The following is an 18,211-nucleotide window of genomic DNA, read 5'->3' on the forward strand; positions in this document are numbered from 1 at the left end:
ACTTTAGCGCTTCACAATTCAAAACACATGAAGTACTTGTGACAAAATTTATTCAGTTTTAGACTAAAAGCAAATCTAAAAAGCAAAAACTTATGAACTTATGGCAATTATTTCTAAAACTACGCCCCTTTGTACGTCCCTATCGCTGGCTCGTCATCGTGACCTTATTTTTAACCTTGGTCGGTTCACTGACTGCACAGGTCAATGCACTGACTCTTAAATATGCCGTAGACAGTATCAATCAACTGATTCAAGCAGGACAAGGATTGGCGGATGGATGGCATATCATTATCACCATCACCCTTGTTTTATTGGGAAAGGAGGTCATCAATGCCATTGTGCAATTCGGGCAAAAGTCATTTGGTGAAAAACTAAGGATTTTAATTTCACAAGACCTTTCGCAAGGAATCATTGAGAAATTCATTACCTATAGACTGGCTTTTTTCGATCAACAGAATAATCAAGCAGGGAAATTACAAACACGTATTGATCGTGGAGTCAGCTCACTGACTCGTCTTGTACAGATCTTTTTTATTGATATTTTACCGCTATTTAGCAGCGCAATTATCGCTTTGGCTTTAATGTATTATGCCAATTTTTGGGTCGGTTTAGTTGCTACCATTATTGTTCCTATTTACTTCTGGTTGACCTTTAAACAGTCGCAAAAACTGTCTGGTAAACGGCGTGCATTGCGCGATAATTTTGAAAAAAAGAATCAAGGCATTCTCAGTATTATCAATTCGATTACAGTCATTAAATCCTTTAATAAAGAAAGTGTTGAGTCAACCAAACAGTTGAATCTACAAAAATCACTCACCGAAAATCAAATGCAAACCCGCCAAACCAGCTATCTTTTTGATGGTTTGAAAACTTTTATTGAACAAGTGGGTGTGGTTTTCATCATCATTTTAACAGCCTATTTTGTGTTAGATGGTCAAATGAGTATCGGTATGATCATGTATCACGTGTTGTTGTTTAATAATGTCTCTGCACCTATTCGTTCTTTACATCGTATTTATGATGAAATTAACTCGGCAATGATTTACTCCGAAAGCTTCTTTAATATTTTAGAAGCGGACAATGAGATCGAAGCCAGTGGCTCAAGACAACCTAAAATTCTAGGCAAATTTGAACTTGAACATGTCGATTTTACCTATCCCAATGGTTATCAGGCTTTGCATCATATCAACATGACCATACAACCTAATAAAATCACTGCATTGGTGGGCTTATCAGGCGCAGGAAAATCGACCCTGATCAGTTTATTAGATAAATTTTATCTTCCGAATGCAGGCTGTATCAAACTAGATGGGATTGATTTAGAAGAAATTGACACCCACTACCTCCGTGAACATATTGGTTTAGTGCTACAAAAAAACCATATTTTTCAGGGTTCTATTTTAGAAAATATTCGTTATGGTAAACCTCAGTCCAGTAATGAGGAAGTGATACAAGCTGCAAAAAAAGCCTCAATTCATGAACAAATTTTAAAACTGCCACATGCTTACGAAGCTGATGCTTTATTGTTATCAGGTGGTCAGCAACAACGTATTGCCCTTGCCCGTATGTTTCTTAAAAATCCACCCATTATCTTTTTAGATGAACCTACAGCAAGTTTAGATGCCATCGCGGCTGAACAAATTAAACAAAGTCTGGACGAAATCAAGCAAGGTCGAACGGTGATCATGATTTCACATAGTCTTTCGCAAATTATTGATGCTGACTACACTTATGTCATGAAGGATGGACAAATTGTCGAGCATGGCGAACATCATGAGCTTTACCATCAAGATGGCACTTATAAAGAAATTTTTGATGCCATGGCAAAAAGTTTGAATATTGAAAAAATTGCTCAAACTTTTGAAGATGATACTGAAGAAGAAACACATAGCTAATGATAGTGATGGACTATTGTTCAAATCAGTGTATTTAAACATTCAGTATTCAATCGCACTATGATGAAAATAGTCTCGTTCTATCATTATGTTATACAGTTATTAAACAATGATTTGATTGAATAGCTTCAACCCTAAATAGAACAAGATAACCTGAGTTCGATAAAACCTTGATGAAAGATGATACAGCCAAAACGCTTGATTATTCATACAAGTGATTTGGATGATTCATTTATTTTGTACTTTTGAATCATCGATGGTCTTGCGATCTTGAGGCGACATGAATGTCGCCATGTTGAGCGGGGGTATGAGGATGTACCCCTCGCTCAACGAAAGATTTTTGTCACTTTTCATCTCTGAAAAGTGAGGCATCGCCTAAACTTTAGCACTAAAGCGTGGCAGTGCAAGCTTTAGATCATCAAACAATCTATTGATCGCTTTCATTTTATTGATCAAGAGAAATGAAAAGCTATTGATGGTTGCGCTTGCGGAGCTCCGCTCCTCATCCTAAAATTTGATGAAAACTCAGCAAGCCCCATAAAAAATTTATTATTTTTCAATGATTTGAGAATTTAATTACATCAAACTCAGGTCAAGATAAGACCAATAAAAAAAGCCATTCTCAATTGAAAATGGCTTCTTTATTTCGCCAAAATGACTCTTAAACTTTGAAATGGTTCAAGAGAACATGCAGATTAAGTTATTTCCATTTAACTGCTTGCACTTCTGATTTTTTAGTCGTTTCGGGTTCATTTGTACTACAACCGCACCCACCACCACAACCACTCACCATTGCAGGCTGAGTCCATTGTGCTAAACGCGTCCAACCTCTCGCTTGAAAGAATTGAGCCAATTTAGAAAATACCGAATATGCCGACTTAGGAAAAACCTTCTTAAACACAAAGATCGCACTCCATATCACCAATACCGCAACAATCAATGATTCAATCATCTCGAACTCCTTTAGCTCAAAGGTTTAAGGTTTTTTAATTCACCTTATAGACCAAAATAGCGTGATGCAATTTGATAAGTCAGGAATGCCATAAGATATGCTAGACCAAATAAATATATGGTCATACCTGCCACAGTTTTCCACGAACCTGTTTCACGTCTTACTGTTGCCAATGTCGCCAAACAATGAGGTGCATAGATAAACCACACCAGTAATGATAAACCTGTTGCCACTGTCCAGCTCAAGTCACCTTGGCTGATCAAATGCGATAGACCTTGAGCAACAGCATCATCATCTGCTGCTGACAATGCGTAAACCGTACCCAATGCAGCAACAACAACTTCACGTGCAGCCATCGCTGGAATTAAGGCAATACAAATCTGCCAGTTAAAACCTAATGGTGCAAAGATCGGTTGCATGACATGCCCTAACATCCCTGCAAAAGAATAGTCAATCGCAGGTAAAGTTGCGCCTTCAGGCGGTTGAGGGAAAGTACACAAGAACCATAACAAGATCGACAAAGCGAAGATAATTCCCCCCACACGCTTTAAGAAAATCTTGGCACGGTCTAATAACCCAATCCAAACGCTTTTAATATCAGGTATACGATAACTTGGTAATTCCATCAATAACGCATGTTGAGATTTATCCTTTTGGAAAAATTTCAGTACAGTTGCAACAATCAGTGCACTGACAATGCCTGCCATATACAGACCAAACAGCACCAAGCCTTGTAGGTTCAGAAAGCCCCAAACCATTTTTTCCGGAATAAATGCTGCAATTAACAAAGCATATACAGGTAAACGTGCCGAGCATGTCATCAGTGGTGCAACCAATATCGTAACCAAACGATCTCGCGGATCACTGATACTTCGTGTCGCCATAATACCTGGTACAGCACAAGCAAAACTTGATAATAATGGGATAAAAGCTCGACCACTTAAGCCAGCTTTAAACATCAATTTATCCAGCAGAAACGCAGCACGTGGCAAATACCCAGATTCTTCTAAGACCAAAATAAAGAAGAATAAAATCAGAATCTGTGGCAAGAAAACCACCACACTACCTGCCCCCGCGATCACACCATCAACCACCAAACTATTAAGCAATGGCTGTGAAATAAATTGTCCAATCCATTCACCAAACCACGCAAAGAATTCTTCAATTCCATCCATAAATGGTGCAGCCCAAGCAAAAACGGCTTGGAACACGACAAACATCATGAGTGCAAGGCTTAGAAGCCCTAAAACAGGATGCAGGAAAATTTTATCGAGAAAATCAGTACGTTTATCTTCATGATCTACAAAAACCACCACATCCTTTAAGATTTGGTCGATTTTTTCATGATTAGAACCTGAAAGCTTCACATCACTCAATTCTGCGCTTGGGGTACGGAATTTCTCATCTTCTAAAGCCGCCATCAGATTTTCAATTCCTGCATTTCGCACAGCAACTGTTTCAACGACAGGAATACCTAAACGTTGTGATAGTTTCTGAGTGTTGATTTGCATACCACGGCGACGAGCCTCATCCATCATGTTTAATACAAGTAGAATCGGTTTGCCTTGTTCAATCACTTCAAGAACCAGACCTAAATGCAATTTTAAGTTGGTCGCATCGACCACACATAAAAACGCTTGTTGATCTTGTTCATCTGCAATTTTACCCAAGACCACATCACGGGTAATGGCTTCATCTGGACTTGTTGCATTTAAGCTATACGTTCCAGGTAAATCTAAAACACGAACCGCGCGACCTGAAGGTAAATTAAATGCCCCAACTTTACGTTCAACAGTCACCCCTGCATAATTGGCAACTTTTTGGCGTGTTCCAGTAAGGTGATTGAAAAGAGAAGTTTTACCGCAGTTAGGATTTCCCACTAAAGCAATACGTAAAGTTTCGCTCATGCGGAAGCCCCTTCTAATGCCTGATGAATTTCAATTTTCTGCGCTTCCACTTTACGTAAAGCAAATCGAGTAAAACCAATTTGAATTAAAATAGGATCACCACCAAAAATCCCTTTTGTGATCACTTGTACACGTGTGCCAGGCACAAAACCTAGTGTTTCCAAACGGCTTGCCACTAAATCTGGCTGATTGACATTATCTTCTGAGGTGCGACTGACCTTTGAGATAATGGCAGTTTGCTTTACTTTCAAGTCTGACAAACGCACTGCAATTAACCCTAAAATGAATACGATATATAGTTTATTATACATACAAATGAGAATAATTACCAAGTAAGGTTCATTACAATTCTCATTCACTTTAGGTATTCGACTTCTTTATTTTTTTAGTCTACATTCTTCTCTCAGAGACGTTTTAAACTTTGCTAAGACCATGTTAAATAAGAAACCACGTATTCCAACTGCAGTTGCCATTCCTGAAAATTTAAGCTTTTTACAAGGTTTTCGTGATTATTTAATTGCTCAAACGGTCAGTCCGCATACAAGAAACGCCTATTTATCCGACTTAATCCAATGTAGTGAATGTGTAAATGCTTATTTACCCGATTGGACACATGACGATATTTCCGATGTCCTCATAGAACTGACCAAACAAGGTAAAAGCCCACGCTCGATAGCACGCTCACTTTCAGCACTCCGTTCATTTTTTAAATTTTTACGTGAGCAAAAGATTCGTTTAGATAATCCAGTTGCCATGCATAAAACTCCCAAACTTGGACGAGCATTGCCTAAAGATCTATCTGAGCAAGATGTAGAGGCGCTGATCCAAGCACCTGATATAAGTACAGCATTGGGCTTACGTGACAGAGCCATGTTTGAAGTTCTCTATGCTTGTGGATTGCGTGTATCAGAACTTTTAAATTTAAGACTAGATTTGATCAATTTAAAACAGGGTTATTTAAGAATTACAGGTAAAGGAAATAAAGAGAGGCTTGTACCATTAGGTGAGGTTGCTTGTGAATGGGTTGAACAATACCTAAATACCTCTCGACCGCAGCTGTATAAGTCAGCAACCGATTACTTATTTTTAACCCAGCATGGTGGCATCATGAGTCGGCAAAACTTTTGGTATGCCATCAAACGCTATGCTTTACAGGCAAACATTCAAGCAGAGTTATCGCCACATACACTCCGCCACGCCTTTGCAACACATCTACTCAACCATGGTGCTGATTTACGTGTGGTGCAAATGCTTTTAGGGCATAGTGATCTATCCACCACTCAAATTTACACTCATGTGGCACAGGTGCGTATGCAGCAATTACATGAAAAATATCACCCACGCGCATAAGATTTTCAAATGGAAGTAATACCGATAATTTACATCCCTTAATCAAGTTTTAAAGTATGGCTTTGATTTTTTTGCTATGCTAATTCCCCACACAATAATGCTGAAGAAACATAAAAGAGTTATTTATGCAATTGAATCGTTCAAAATTGATGTTGGCTTGTCTAATTGCAAGCACGATGGCAGTGAGTGCTTGCTCAAAAACGCCAGACTCAAAAAAAGATGACACTTTGACTGCAACAGCACCCGCAACTGGTGAGGCATCAAATTTAACTGAACGTGACGCTAAACAACGCCTCATCCAAACACTACAAGCCAATTTCAAGAAAGCAGGCGTGAATGCTAAAATCTTGGATGCTAAACCGACTGAAATGCCAAATCTGTATTGGATCAGCATGGAAGGCATGAGTTCAGTCTATGCCACTGCTGACGGTAAATTTTTAATCCAAGGTGATGTCATTCGTTTAGGCGGTGAAAAACTCAGTAGTATCGGTGACAAGCTTCAAGCAGCTGAAAATAAAAAACACTTTGCTGATTTAAATGTTAAAGACCTCTTGGTTTATCCAGCACAAGGTAAAGTTAAACATGTGATTTATGTGTTTACTGATGCAAGCTGCCCGTATTGCCATAAACTGCATGAACATATTGGTGAAATCACCGCAAAAGGTATTGAAATACGCTATATCCCTTGGCCTCGTGGAGAACAGTTTATTCCAACCATGGAAAGCATTTGGTGTAGTGCTGATCGCCATAGCGCATTCAATCAAGCCATTGCAGGTACTGCCCTTCCACCTGCAACATGTAAAAACCCAGTCCGTGACCTTTATGCTTTAGGTTTAAGAATGGGCGTAAATGGTACCCCTGCAATCTACAATGCAGATGGTGAATATCTGGGCGGCTACATGACAGCTGATGAAATCGAAAGCCGTTTAAATAAGTAGGGACTGTTGACAATTCATTCATGCTTGCGACTATACGTATTTTTTAGTCGAAACTAGGCACGAAATACGAAGTTTAGCCACTCTAAATGAGTAGTTCGTAACAACGTAGCGACAAAAAATACTTTTGTCCCGAAGGGTTGTAGCTAAAATTTTCTCAGTCTGCGTTATGAAACTTGAAAAGAGTCTCGCTATTCTCTTCGTTTCACGCCTTAACTGCTCAATTTTAGCTTACAACGCAAGTCATAAATGAAATGCTAACATTCCCCAATTTTATCAGTAAATTTACTATTATTTATAGCTCAATATAAAGATGCGCCAGACTCTAGAGTCTGGCGCATTTTTTAGCTATGATCTAAGCTTAATATAATTTATATGCATAATTGGAGTGTGACGTGAAACCAGTTCGTCTGGCAATACTCGGTCTAGGAACCGTAGGCGGTGGAGCCCTTAAACTACTACAAGAAAACGCTGCTGAAATTAGACGTCGCACCGGTCGAGAAATTGAAATTACCCACGTAGGCACTCGTCGTCCACGTCCAGATCTAAATTTACCAGCAAGTGTGAAGCAAAGTGCAGATCTGTTAGAGATCGTTCGCCAACCCGATGTAGATGTTGTGGTTGAAGTTATGGGCGGAATTCATCCTGCTTATGAAGTCATTATGGAAGCCATCAAACATGGTAAACAAGTGGTGACTGCAAATAAAGCCTTACTTGCTGAACATGGTAATGAGTTATTTAAAGCAGCTGATGATCATCATGTACAGATTGCCTATGAGGCAGCTGTTGCAGGCGGCATCCCAATTATTAAAGTCATTCGTGAAGGCTTGGCAGCCAATAAAATTGAATGGTTGGCAGGCATTATCAATGGAACAGGCAACTTTATCCTCACAGAAATGAGTGAAAAAGGCCGTGCCTTTGCTGATGTTCTCAAAGAAGCACAAGAGCTAGGCTATGCAGAAGCTGACCCAACTTTTGATGTGGAAGGAATTGATGCGGCACATAAACTCACGATTCTTGCATCATGTGCATTTGGTATCCCTTTACAGTTTGACAAAGTCTATACTGAAGGAATTACCAAAGTAACGGCACAAGACGTTAAATATGCTGAAGAGCTTGGGTATAAAATCAAACATTTGGGCATAGCACGTCGTTCAACTAAAGGCATTGAATTGCGTGTTCATCCAACGCTGATCCCCGAAGAAGAATTGATTGCCAATGTAAATGGTGTAAAAAATGCAGTATTGGTACAAGCCAATGCCGTAGGTCCGACACTTTACTATGGTGCAGGTGCGGGTGCAGGTCCAACTGCCTCTGCTGTTGTTGCTGATGTGGTCGATATTGTTCGTGACATCATATATACAGAAGATGGTTCAGGTACAATTCCACAATTGGCTTTTGAAGCCCTTTCAGACTTGCCTATTTTATCTAGTGATGAAATGACTACAGGTTACTATTTGCGTTTAAATGCTGAAGACCAAACGGGCGTACTTGCAGATGTCACCACCATCTTAAGCCGTACAGGAATCAGTATTGATGCAATTATGCAACAACCTCGCTTAAAAGATTTAATCCCGATTGTGATTTTGACAGATCCAATCGTTGAATCAAAAATGAATGAAGCGATTGCACAAATTCAAGCCTTACCTGCTATTCATGGCGAAATCGTACGAATTCGTTTAGAATTGCTCGATAACTAATCGGATTTAATCCTCCCCTCATCTGCATCGATAACAAAGATGCAGATAAATTCGCCATTTCAGACAGATCAAATGGTGAATTTAGCTTCTTTGATAAGAGGCTAGAGGCGAAAGAATACCTTTATTTGCTCTACATACAACTGGAACACCATCATGTCTAATGCCAATCGCTATACAGGACTTGTTGATCGCTATCGTGACCGCCTCCCCGTATCAAAAACTACTCGTGCTATTTCTTTAAATGAAGGGAACACGCCTCTCATTAAATTAGACAACATTCCTCGTCTTATTGGCAAAAATGTTGAAATTTATGTGAAATACGAAGGTTTAAACCCAACAGGTTCATTTAAAGACCGTGGTATGACCATGGCTGTGACCAAAGCAGTTGAAGAAGGCTCTAAAGCGATTATCTGTGCATCTACAGGAAATACCTCAGCGGCGGCTGCTGCTTATGCTGCACGTGCTGGAATCAAAGCATTTGTCTTGATTCCAGAAGGCAAAATTGCCATGGGTAAAATGGCTCAAGCGATGATGTATGGCGCAATTACTATGCAGATCCGTGGTAATTTTGATGACGGTATGCGTCTAGTGAAAGAAGTGGCAGATAAAGCACCTGTGACTATTGTGAACTCAATCAACCCTTACCGTTTACAAGGTCAAAAAACTATTGCATATGAGATTGTAGAGGCATTAGGTCGTGCACCAGATTATCACTGCTTACCTGTAGGAAACGCTGGAAATATCACTGCACACTGGATGGGTTATACTGAGGCCGTTGCAAACCAGCCCGTTGAAGCATTTGAACAAGTGGTTTATGACCCTGAAACTGATCAGTTTACAGGTCCAAATCCTGAAGGTCGCCCTATCATGGTGGGCTATCAAGCTTCAGGTGCTGCGCCATTCCTACGTGGTGGTCCGGTTGAAAATCCAGAGACAGTTGCCACAGCAATCCGTATCGGTAATCCACAAAGCTTTAATCATGCAAAAGCAGTTGTACGTGATTCAAAGGGTTGGTTTGATGAGTTAACTGATGCTGAAATCTTAGAAGCGCAACGTTTACTTTCTATGTATGAAGGTGTATTCGTTGAACCAGCATCGGCTGCATCAATCGGTGGTGCTATCCGTGATATTAAAGCAGGTAAAATTGCGGAAGGTTCTGTGATTGTATGTACTGTGACTGGTAATGGCTTAAAAGACCCTGATACAGCCATTAAACAATGTGAAGATGCGGTTATGCTGTCGATTGATGCGACCTTAAACCAAGTTCGTGATTCGATTCTTTCAAATATGTAATAACGTCTTTGCAGCAAAAAAAAACCAGTTGCTCGCAACTGGTTTTTTTATGTCCAACATAAACAGTTATTTGAATCGCTTTATCACTATCGTTTTATCCTGTTTCACATCGACATATTAAGATGGACAGAATATGACTTAAGGCATTCCTTTTTGATTTAAGTTTCTAACAACCACAAAAAAACTCTTCATATTGAAAAGTTTTTTTTAAATCCCAAAAGCTTAAATACGTTTTGGTAAATTACTCACCCAATTCAACAAATTGGTTGCATCATTGGTACGTGCCTGAGAAGAACTTGCACCCAATAACACTACAACAGCTGGACGACTATTCACCGTAGTGTGCATCACTACACAACGTCCTGCTTCATTGATATAACCTGTTTTGGAAATATTGATATTCCATCCACCATTACGAACCAGTGCATTGGTATTATTTGACTTCAGGATACGATAGCCTAAATTGAAGTCATAATGCGCTGTAGTCGAGAATTGACGAATTAAGCCATATTGAGATGCCGCACTCACCAAAATGCCTAAATCACGCGCAGAAGACACATTATGAGGATCTAAACCTGTAGACTCGACATAACGTGTAGACGTCATACCTAATTGACGCGCTTTCGCGTTCATTGCCGCAATAAATGCTTGTCGCCCACCTGGATAGGTACGTGCTAAAGCTGCTGCAGCTGGATTTTCAGATTTCATCAACGCCACAAGCAACATTTCAGCGCGATTCATGCTATCGCCGACTTTTAAAGTTGAGCTTGAGTTCTTACCACCTGCTCCAGCAAAATCAATTTGTTGAAGTGTAATCTCTTCTGACATATTCAAACGTGCGTCTGCTGTAATTACCGCAGTCATTAACTTGGTAATAGAAGCGATCGGCATCGAAGTATTGGTATTTTTACTGTAAAGCACTTCACCCGTTGTTGCATCCATCACGAGTGCAGCACGAGCATTAACTGAAGGTTGACTGTTATAACTATTGGTATCATAAATCTGCACAGACTTGTTAGTCAGTGTTGTTGGTGCAGCATTTGATGGACGAATTGTTGTGGTTAAAGTAGTTGAGCCTTTAGGTGAAATATCTTCACCATCATCATCAACAGAGTCGCCATTTAATAATTGGCTTGCGTCGGAAGATGACCAACTTACACTCGCTTGTCCGCTTCCCCCTGAATTCATGATGATTTCAGCAAAACTTGTTGAACTCAAACTGAGTAGTACTGACAAACTCAGCACATGCATTAACGTTTTTTTTGGTTTTTTCACGATAACTTACTCACCTCAGGGAGGTATTCACAAACTTGCTAATTACCTCAAATATGACTTACATTTACACTCAAACGTGACTATATTAAAACGAATATTTCAATCACAATGTATTGTGCGCAAATATTGAATAGATATTAGGAATAGGATTGCCAATTTTGTTATGTCATTGCAAGTCTTTTTTGCTTTATGTAACAAAAATGTTGATATTGGAAAATTTAAGGAGGTGTAAGTGATTACTGTTTTAGTGGTAGATGACCATGAATTAGTAAGAACAGGCATCTGCAGAATGTTAGAAGATCAGACTGATATTCAAGTCATCGGACAAGCAGAATCTGGTGAAGAAGCCATTACCATTGTAAGGCAGCAACACCCTAATGTCGTTCTTTTAGATGTCAATATGCCTGGTATTGGCGGGGTAGAAACGACCCGTCGTTTATTACAAACTGCTCCTGATACCAAAGTTTTAGCGGTAAGTGGTTTAGCTGAGGAACCCTACCCGTCTCTGTTACTCAAAGCAGGCGCACGGGGTTATATCACCAAAGGTGCACCCATTACAGAAATGGTCCGTGCAATCAAAAAAGTCATGCAAGGTGGAAAATACTTTAGCGCAGATATTGCAGAGCAACTTGCCAGCTCATATTTATCAGATACCCAAACTTCACCCTTCGACGCACTTTCAGAACGAGAAATGCAAGTTGCGATGATGGTGGTGAATTGTGTCAGCGCTCAAGAAATTTCAGACAAACTGTTTGTGAGTGTAAAAACGGTCAATACATATCGTTACCGTATCTTTGAGAAACTGGGTCTCGATAGTGATGTCAAACTTACTCATCTAGCCATACGTTATGGTCTAATTAAGCCATAAATCTTATAAAACAATGATCTACCTTTGAGTGTGAGTATGTCGTCTACGGTATCTGTGCCTATTTATCAAACAATTTACCGTCTAGGCACACTTTACTCAGGTTATCGACTGATTATTGCCTTTTGTTTAATCATTATTTTTCTGATTACCTTAGAAAATCAGCCTGTTCACTACGAATACCCAAGTTTATATTTTTATTCGATCGCGACCTTTACCATCATTGCAGCATTGCAAATGATGCTGTTGAAATTTTACCCTCATGGCGTTGCACAGCAGTTTATTGGCTTTTTTATTGTTGATATTCCATTCCTCAGTATCTTGGTATTTGCGCTGAATGGTCCAAATTTAGCCATCAGTATTTTATTTGTGATTGCAGTCTTTACTGCAAATTTTTTACTGAGTAAAAACAAAGCATTATTTATTACCTTAGTGTCTGTCATTGCCATTATCTATCAGCAATTTCTGGGCAGTTATTTTGATTTTTCTAATTTAAATAATATTAGTAATAGTGCCTTATTGGCTTTCTTGTTTTTTATGGTGTACGGAATCGGGCAAATTGCAATCAACCGTTTTCAGGTTCTTGAGTCCTTAAATACGTACCAATCTTTAGAGCTTTTTAAGCTACAAAACATCAACCGCTATATTTTAGAACAAATCGAAGTCGGTTATTTGGTACTCGATGAAAAATGTAAAATTATTGTCAGTAATCCTGCCGCATGTTCACTATTAGGAATATCTCCCCTGTATGCACATGAACAATATCACTTATCCAATTTCCAGCCTGATCTCTATGAAATTTTAAAAGATGCCATGTTTCGAGATGGTGAGCGTTTTCAATTTGAATCACAGCAATCTTCATTTACCGTTGATATTCGGGTACAAAAACTGATTGTTCCACATCAGGCGCTCACACTTCTTGTACTTGAAGATGCACAAAAAATAAATCAAAAGGTACAACAGCTTAAACTTGCAGCATTGGGACAATTATCAGCAAGTATTGCTCATGAGATACGTAATCCACTCGCTGCCATTACGCAGGCAAATGATCTTTTTCTGATGAGTGATGAACAGCAGCAAGCCTTACTCCATCAAATGATTACCAAGCAGACTGTCCGTATTAACAGTATTATCAAAGATACTTTAGATATGGCAAAAAACAAAAAAACCCATGCCAGTCAAATCGACTTACCGCTATTTTTAGAAGATTTATTGTTACACGATTTAAGTGATGCTCAAGCTAAAATCCAAACTGAAATTGAAGCAAATCTTGTGATTTATTTTGATGATTCGCAATTAAGGCAAGTACTTGTCAATCTATTGCGTAATGCATTACGCCATAATGATCAAAATGCGGAATACGTTTTGGTCAAGGCGTTTAAAAATGACGCACATATTTGTATAGATGTGATTGATTATGGGAAAGGGGTCACAAAACAAGATCTTTCACAATTATTTCAGCCATTTTTTAGTACCGAAATCAATGGAACTGGTTTAGGATTGTACCTATCGCAAACTATATGCGAAGCAAATCAAGCGAAATTAATTTACGTTGAGCAAAAACAACAAGGGGCATGCTTTCGTATCGAATGCCCACGCATGGATTAGATTAGGTTTTTGGGGATATGACTACACGACAACCATTGGTGTTACTTGTAGATGATGAACAAGATTTATGTATGTTGATGCAAATGAGCCTATCGCGAATGGGCATCAAAACACATATGGCACATCATTTACAGCAAGCCAAATATTTTTTTAGTGAATATAAATATGATGCCTGTATTACAGATTTAAACTTGCCTGATGGGAGTGGTTTAGATTTAGTCAAACATGTATCGCAACATTATCCAAAAACGCCTATCGCTGTACTCACAGCATATGGCAATATGGAAATCGCAATTGCATCACTTAAAGCTGGGGCTTTTGATTTCGTTAGCAAACCAATCAATCAACTACATTTACAGCAACTTTTACAAAAAGCTTTACATGTTCCTCAGTTGAGTGAAACTGTAACTAAAGCCCCACTTGAAGAGTCCATGCTCATTGGTGACTCACAAATCATTCGTAAATTAAGAGAATCGATTAAAAAAATTGCCCGTTCACAAGCACCTGTTTTTATTACTGGGGAGTCTGGTACAGGGAAAGAAGTGGTTGCGAATCTTATTCATTTACTCAGTAACCGCAGTGATAGTCCATTTATTGCAATCAACTGCGGGGCTATCTCTGAAGAACTGATGGAAAGTGAGCTTTTCGGACATAAGAAAGGCTGTTTCTCTGGCGCAACGCAAGATAAACAAGGCTTGGTTCAGGCTGCCAATGGTGGCACATTATTCTTGGATGAAGTCGCAGAACTGTCTTTAGCCATGCAGGCTAAACTTTTACGTGCTGTTCAGGAAAAAAAAATCCGTCCTTTGGGTAGCGATACTGAAATAGAAGTTGATTTTCGAATCATCAGTGCAACGCATCAAAATATCGAAGCTCTGGTTGAACAAGGGAAGTTCCGCCATGACTTGTTTTTTAGAATTCATGTCATGGATATTACACTCCCGCCATTACGTGATCGCGAACGTGACATCTTGATTTTAGCCAATCATTTTATTCAACAAATTTGTACTGAATGGCGAATTCCGAGCAAATCATTCACAGATGCAGCTAAAACATTTCTTTTACAGCAACATTATTCCGGTAATGTTCGTGAACTGCGCAATATTATTGAAAAAGCCATCACGATGTGTGATGAGGATTCTATCGATATTCAACAACTCCAACCTGCGCCACAACGGAGCAGTATTAACAAAATTGAATCCTTTGAGTCTGTCCCGACCAATCATACGGCGATTGAACTTCCAAACAAAGCACCGAATATTCCGAAAGAAGGCTTGGAACAATATTTGGAAAATGTTGAAAAGGAAGTCTTGTTATCTGCGTTAAATCAAACGCATTGGAATCGGACCTTAGCTGCGAAAAAACTCGGCATGACCTTTCGATCTTTACGTTATCGTTTGAAAAAGTTTGGTCTAGATACTGATGATGAATAGAATCTGCTGATATTGATCTCCAATAATAATAAATTTTGTTCATAATCAAAAAAAGCTGAGAATCAAATACTCAGCTTTTTTATGTCATTCACATTCGATCAGCGATGTTTTAATAATTGGTCTGCAACATTATTTAAATAAGTTTCTTCTTTTTGATCCAATGCCCAAGGATATTCCCAATTCGGACGAATCCCCTGCCCATCAATCATATTGCCATTCGGGGTATAATAATGCGAAACAGTCATCTGTAAAGCTGCGCCATTTGGCAACGGAAATAGCTTCTGTACCACACCTTTGCCATAGCTTTTCTCACCTGCCACCCATGCACGTTGATGTTCTTTCATGGCAGCGGTAAATACTTCAGCTGCTGAAGCAGAACGACCATTGATCAAAATACCCAATTTAATATTTGAAAATTCATCACCGGGTAGAGCTTGAAACTGTTGATTGCCTTCGGAACGACTTTTGGTTGAAACAATAATTCCCTGATTTAAAAATAAATCGGCTGTTTCAACGGCTGCAGAAAGTAAGCCACCCGGATTATTACGCAGGTCGAATAAAACCGCCTTGGTTTTTTGAGTGCTATATTCTTCGATTAATCGTTTAATTTCGTTCGCAGTATCTTGTTGAAAAACTTTAACTTTAAGCACCAAAACCTGATTATGCAACATCACAGGTTCAATATCAGCAACATCAAGCTTACGATTTCTGACTACTGTGATTGCAGGGCTTTTCTCATTCAGTTGTAATTGAAAGGTAGAGCCGATCGAACCATGCAACAAATCTTCGACTTGTTCTGCATTTAAATTTTTCAACTCTTGATTTTCAATTTTAAAAATGGTGAATCCATTTTTTAAACCTAATTTAAATGAATCAGCATTGTCTCGTAGATTCTGAATTTTCCACTGATGAATATGGCTATCAAAGCCCAATTCAAAGTCTGCTGTTGCAAGATCACTCTCGGTATATTGCATCAGTTGTTTATATTCTTCAGGGCTTAAATAACGCGAATAACGGTCTAAGCCACCGACCAAGCCTTTAATAGCTTGCAAGAACAGTACATCATCCGGCTTTTCTTGAACATAGTTGTCTTTGACAATGCCATAAATCTGAACAAATTGTTCAATTGATTCAATTGGAACTTCTGCGATGCTTTCTTCAACATCACCATCAAAATCAAGTGCGGCAGCATTTTCGGCTGCCCAAACGGAATGGCTTCCACAAGTTAATAATCCTGTTAATACAACAATATACTTCCAAGCTTGAACCATTCCCGCACCTAAATTTAAATAATGATATTTAGACTTTTAATGTAATTAAATTGCGACCTTGCATTTCTTTCGGTACAGGAAGCTGCATTAAAGTTAAAATTGTTGGAGCAACATCTGCAAGCACGCCATCTTCTGCAATTGTTGCTGATGTCGGACCGACATAAATAAACGGTACAAGTTCTGTGGTATGTTGAGTATGTACCTGACCACTTACATAGTCTTGCATTTGCTCAACATTACCATGATCGGCAGTAATCAACATATGTCCATGTTTTGCCATAACAGCGTCATATAAACGCCCCAAACTTACATCAACTGCTTCAACTGCTTTGACTGCCGCATCAAATACACCTGTATGCCCGACCATATCACCATTTGCATAGTTCACGACCAGAAGATCAAACTCACCTGAGTTAATCGCCTCGACAAGTTTGTCAGTGACTTCAGGTGCGCTCATCTCAGGTTGTAAATCATAAGTCGCGACTTTAGGTGACGGAATTAAAATGCGCTTTTCCCCAGGGTATTCATCTTCACGTCCACCACTAAAGAAGAATGTCACATGGGCATATTTTTCTGTTTCCGCAATACGCAATTGCGTTTTACCTAAAGATGAAAGGTACTCACCAATTGAATTTTTTAATTCTTCTGGCATATAAGCCACAGGCGCATCAATAGTTGCTTGATAGCGAGTCAACATGACAAACTTTGACAGTTGAGGAACCACTTTACGCTCAAAGCCAGCAAAATCTTTTTCTACAAAAGCTTTGGTGATTTCACGGGCACGATCCGCACGGAAGTTCATAAAGACAATGCTATCACCATCTTGAACTTTGGCGATGTCGCCAATACGGGTTGCTTTTACAAACTCATCATTTTCATTTGCTGCATAGGCCTGTTCTAAACCTTCAGTTGCTGAATCAACAACACGCAAAGCTTCACCTTCAGTGATTAAGCGATAGGCTTGCTCTACACGGTCCCAGCGATTATCACGATCCATTGCGAAGTAACGACCAATCATTGTCGCAATACGACCTTGTTGAGGGTACTGTGCGAAGACTGCATCCAATTTTTCCAAAGAAGGTTTTGCACTGCGTGGAGGAGTATCACGACCATCTAGGAAGGCATGTAAATAAACTTTTGCACCACGTTTTAAAGCCAACTCACACATTGCAATAATATGATCTTGATGTGAATGTACACCACCTTCTGACAACAAGCCCATAATATGGACAGCGCCATTTGCCGCTTTGGCTTTTTCTACAGCATCAATCAATACTTCATGTTCAAAAAAAGCACCAGTACGAATGTCTTTGGTAATACGAGTGAAGTCTTGGTATAACACACGACCTGCACCCAAGTTCATATGCCCCACTTCTGAGTTGCCCATTTGCCCATCAGGCAAACCAACGTCTTCACCTGAACCTGAAATTAAACTATGCGGATGCTTTTCTTGCATCATGGTTAGATTTGGCGTCTTGGCTGCTAAAAACGCATTATCTTCGACCGCTTCACGATGACCCACACCATCCATAATCACCAGAACGTGAGGGATTTTGCCAGCAGTTGCATCCGTCATGATTTACACTCTTTTTACTGTTTACAAATTAATCATCATATCTTACCGTTTTTTTACGGCAGACTCTATCCTTAGACAATGGCAATAACTGTTTGCCACAATCTAAAATTCTTATCTCATTCGCTGTAGTTGATTGCTATATACCGATTTC

The 18,211-nt window shown here is 39.3% G+C and carries 14 protein-coding genes; 8 read left to right on the top strand and 6 right to left on the bottom strand.

All coding sequences use genetic code 11. The features are described from left to right. Positions 1-92 precede the first annotated feature (92 nt). Entirely contained in the window at positions 93-1,895 is a 1,803-nt protein-coding gene (locus tag AC1Z3T_RS07165; protein WP_483396549.1) for an ABC transporter ATP-binding protein, read from the top strand. A 700-nt stretch (positions 1,896-2,595) separates the two neighbouring features. Here the strand turns inward: AC1Z3T_RS07165 and AC1Z3T_RS07170 are convergent. The 3 genes from AC1Z3T_RS07170 to AC1Z3T_RS07180 are packed head-to-tail and all read right to left on the bottom strand — an operon-like array spanning position 2,596 to position 5,020. After that, the gene (locus AC1Z3T_RS07170) at positions 2,596-2,847 is read right to left on the bottom strand and encodes a DUF6587 family protein (protein ID WP_058968063.1); all 252 of its coding nucleotides are present in this window, start codon (positions 2,845-2,847) and stop codon (positions 2,596-2,598) included. Between the two features lie 44 nt (positions 2,848-2,891). Next, positions 2,892-4,754 carry a ferrous iron transport protein B gene (feoB, locus tag AC1Z3T_RS07175; protein WP_042088577.1) on the bottom strand — a complete coding sequence of 621 codons (1,863 nt, stop codon included), beginning with the start codon at positions 4,752-4,754 and terminating at the stop codon, positions 2,892-2,894. Beyond that, positions 4,751-5,020: a FeoA family protein gene (locus AC1Z3T_RS07180; protein WP_010591216.1), complete on the bottom strand. Its 270-nt coding sequence runs from the start codon at positions 5,018-5,020 to the stop codon at positions 4,751-4,753. Before AC1Z3T_RS07180 ends, feoB begins: the two co-directional genes overlap by 4 nt. Positions 5,021-5,186: 166 nt before the next feature. Here AC1Z3T_RS07180 and xerD point away from each other — a divergent pair, with 166 nt between their 5' ends. From xerD to thrC, 4 genes are all read left to right on the top strand, one after another. Further along, on the top strand, positions 5,187-6,104 hold the full coding sequence (xerD, locus tag AC1Z3T_RS07185; RefSeq protein WP_058968066.1) for a site-specific tyrosine recombinase XerD: 918 nt from the start codon (positions 5,187-5,189) through the stop codon (positions 6,102-6,104). Between the two features lie 125 nt (positions 6,105-6,229). Further along, positions 6,230-7,042, top strand: coding sequence for a DsbC family protein (locus tag AC1Z3T_RS07190; RefSeq protein ID WP_004826328.1), 813 nt, complete (start codon positions 6,230-6,232; stop codon positions 7,040-7,042). Positions 7,043-7,434: 392 nt separating this feature from the next. Then, entirely contained in the window at positions 7,435-8,739 is a 1,305-nt protein-coding gene (locus AC1Z3T_RS07195) for a homoserine dehydrogenase (RefSeq protein ID WP_005035343.1), read from the top strand. A gap of 153 nt (positions 8,740-8,892) precedes the next feature. After that, the gene (gene thrC / locus AC1Z3T_RS07200) at positions 8,893-10,032 is read left to right on the top strand and encodes a threonine synthase (protein WP_046759909.1); all 1,140 of its coding nucleotides are present in this window, start codon (positions 8,893-8,895) and stop codon (positions 10,030-10,032) included. Positions 10,033-10,254: 222 nt separating this feature from the next. Here thrC and pbpG read toward each other — a convergent pair whose 3' ends face one another. Next, positions 10,255-11,307, bottom strand: coding sequence for a D-alanyl-D-alanine endopeptidase PBP7/8 (gene pbpG, locus AC1Z3T_RS07205; protein ID WP_004826319.1), 1,053 nt, complete (start codon positions 11,305-11,307; stop codon positions 10,255-10,257). A 232-nt stretch (positions 11,308-11,539) separates the two neighbouring features. On the opposite strand from pbpG, the gene gacA reads away from it, so the two are divergent. Genes gacA through AC1Z3T_RS07220 form a run of 3 tightly spaced genes read left to right on the top strand, consistent with a single transcriptional unit; the run spans position 11,540 to position 15,213 of the window. Beyond that, positions 11,540-12,175: a response regulator transcription factor GacA gene (gene gacA, locus AC1Z3T_RS07210; protein ID WP_004718392.1), complete on the top strand. Its 636-nt coding sequence runs from the start codon at positions 11,540-11,542 to the stop codon at positions 12,173-12,175. Between the two features lie 36 nt (positions 12,176-12,211). Then, positions 12,212-13,780 carry a sensor histidine kinase gene (locus tag AC1Z3T_RS07215; protein WP_100886095.1) on the top strand — a complete coding sequence of 523 codons (1,569 nt, stop codon included), beginning with the start codon at positions 12,212-12,214 and terminating at the stop codon, positions 13,778-13,780. 17 nt (positions 13,781-13,797) lie between these two features. Further along, positions 13,798-15,213 carry a sigma-54-dependent transcriptional regulator gene (locus tag AC1Z3T_RS07220; protein WP_100886096.1) on the top strand — a complete coding sequence of 472 codons (1,416 nt, stop codon included), beginning with the start codon at positions 13,798-13,800 and terminating at the stop codon, positions 15,211-15,213. Between the two features lie 98 nt (positions 15,214-15,311). Here the strand turns inward: AC1Z3T_RS07220 and AC1Z3T_RS07225 are convergent, their stop codons facing one another. Together AC1Z3T_RS07225 and gpmI are read right to left on the bottom strand one after the other, a co-directional pair. Continuing rightward, entirely contained in the window at positions 15,312-16,484 is a 1,173-nt protein-coding gene (locus AC1Z3T_RS07225; RefSeq protein WP_151806017.1) for a S41 family peptidase, read from the bottom strand. Positions 16,485-16,512: 28 nt separating this feature from the next. Beyond that, positions 16,513-18,060 (bottom strand): 2,3-bisphosphoglycerate-independent phosphoglycerate mutase, encoded by a 1,548-nt coding sequence (gpmI, locus tag AC1Z3T_RS07230; RefSeq protein ID WP_100886098.1) that lies wholly within the window; start codon positions 18,058-18,060, stop codon positions 16,513-16,515. Positions 18,061-18,211: the final 151 nt, after the last annotated feature.

This window comes from Acinetobacter sp. B-6, from assembly GCF_056930735.1.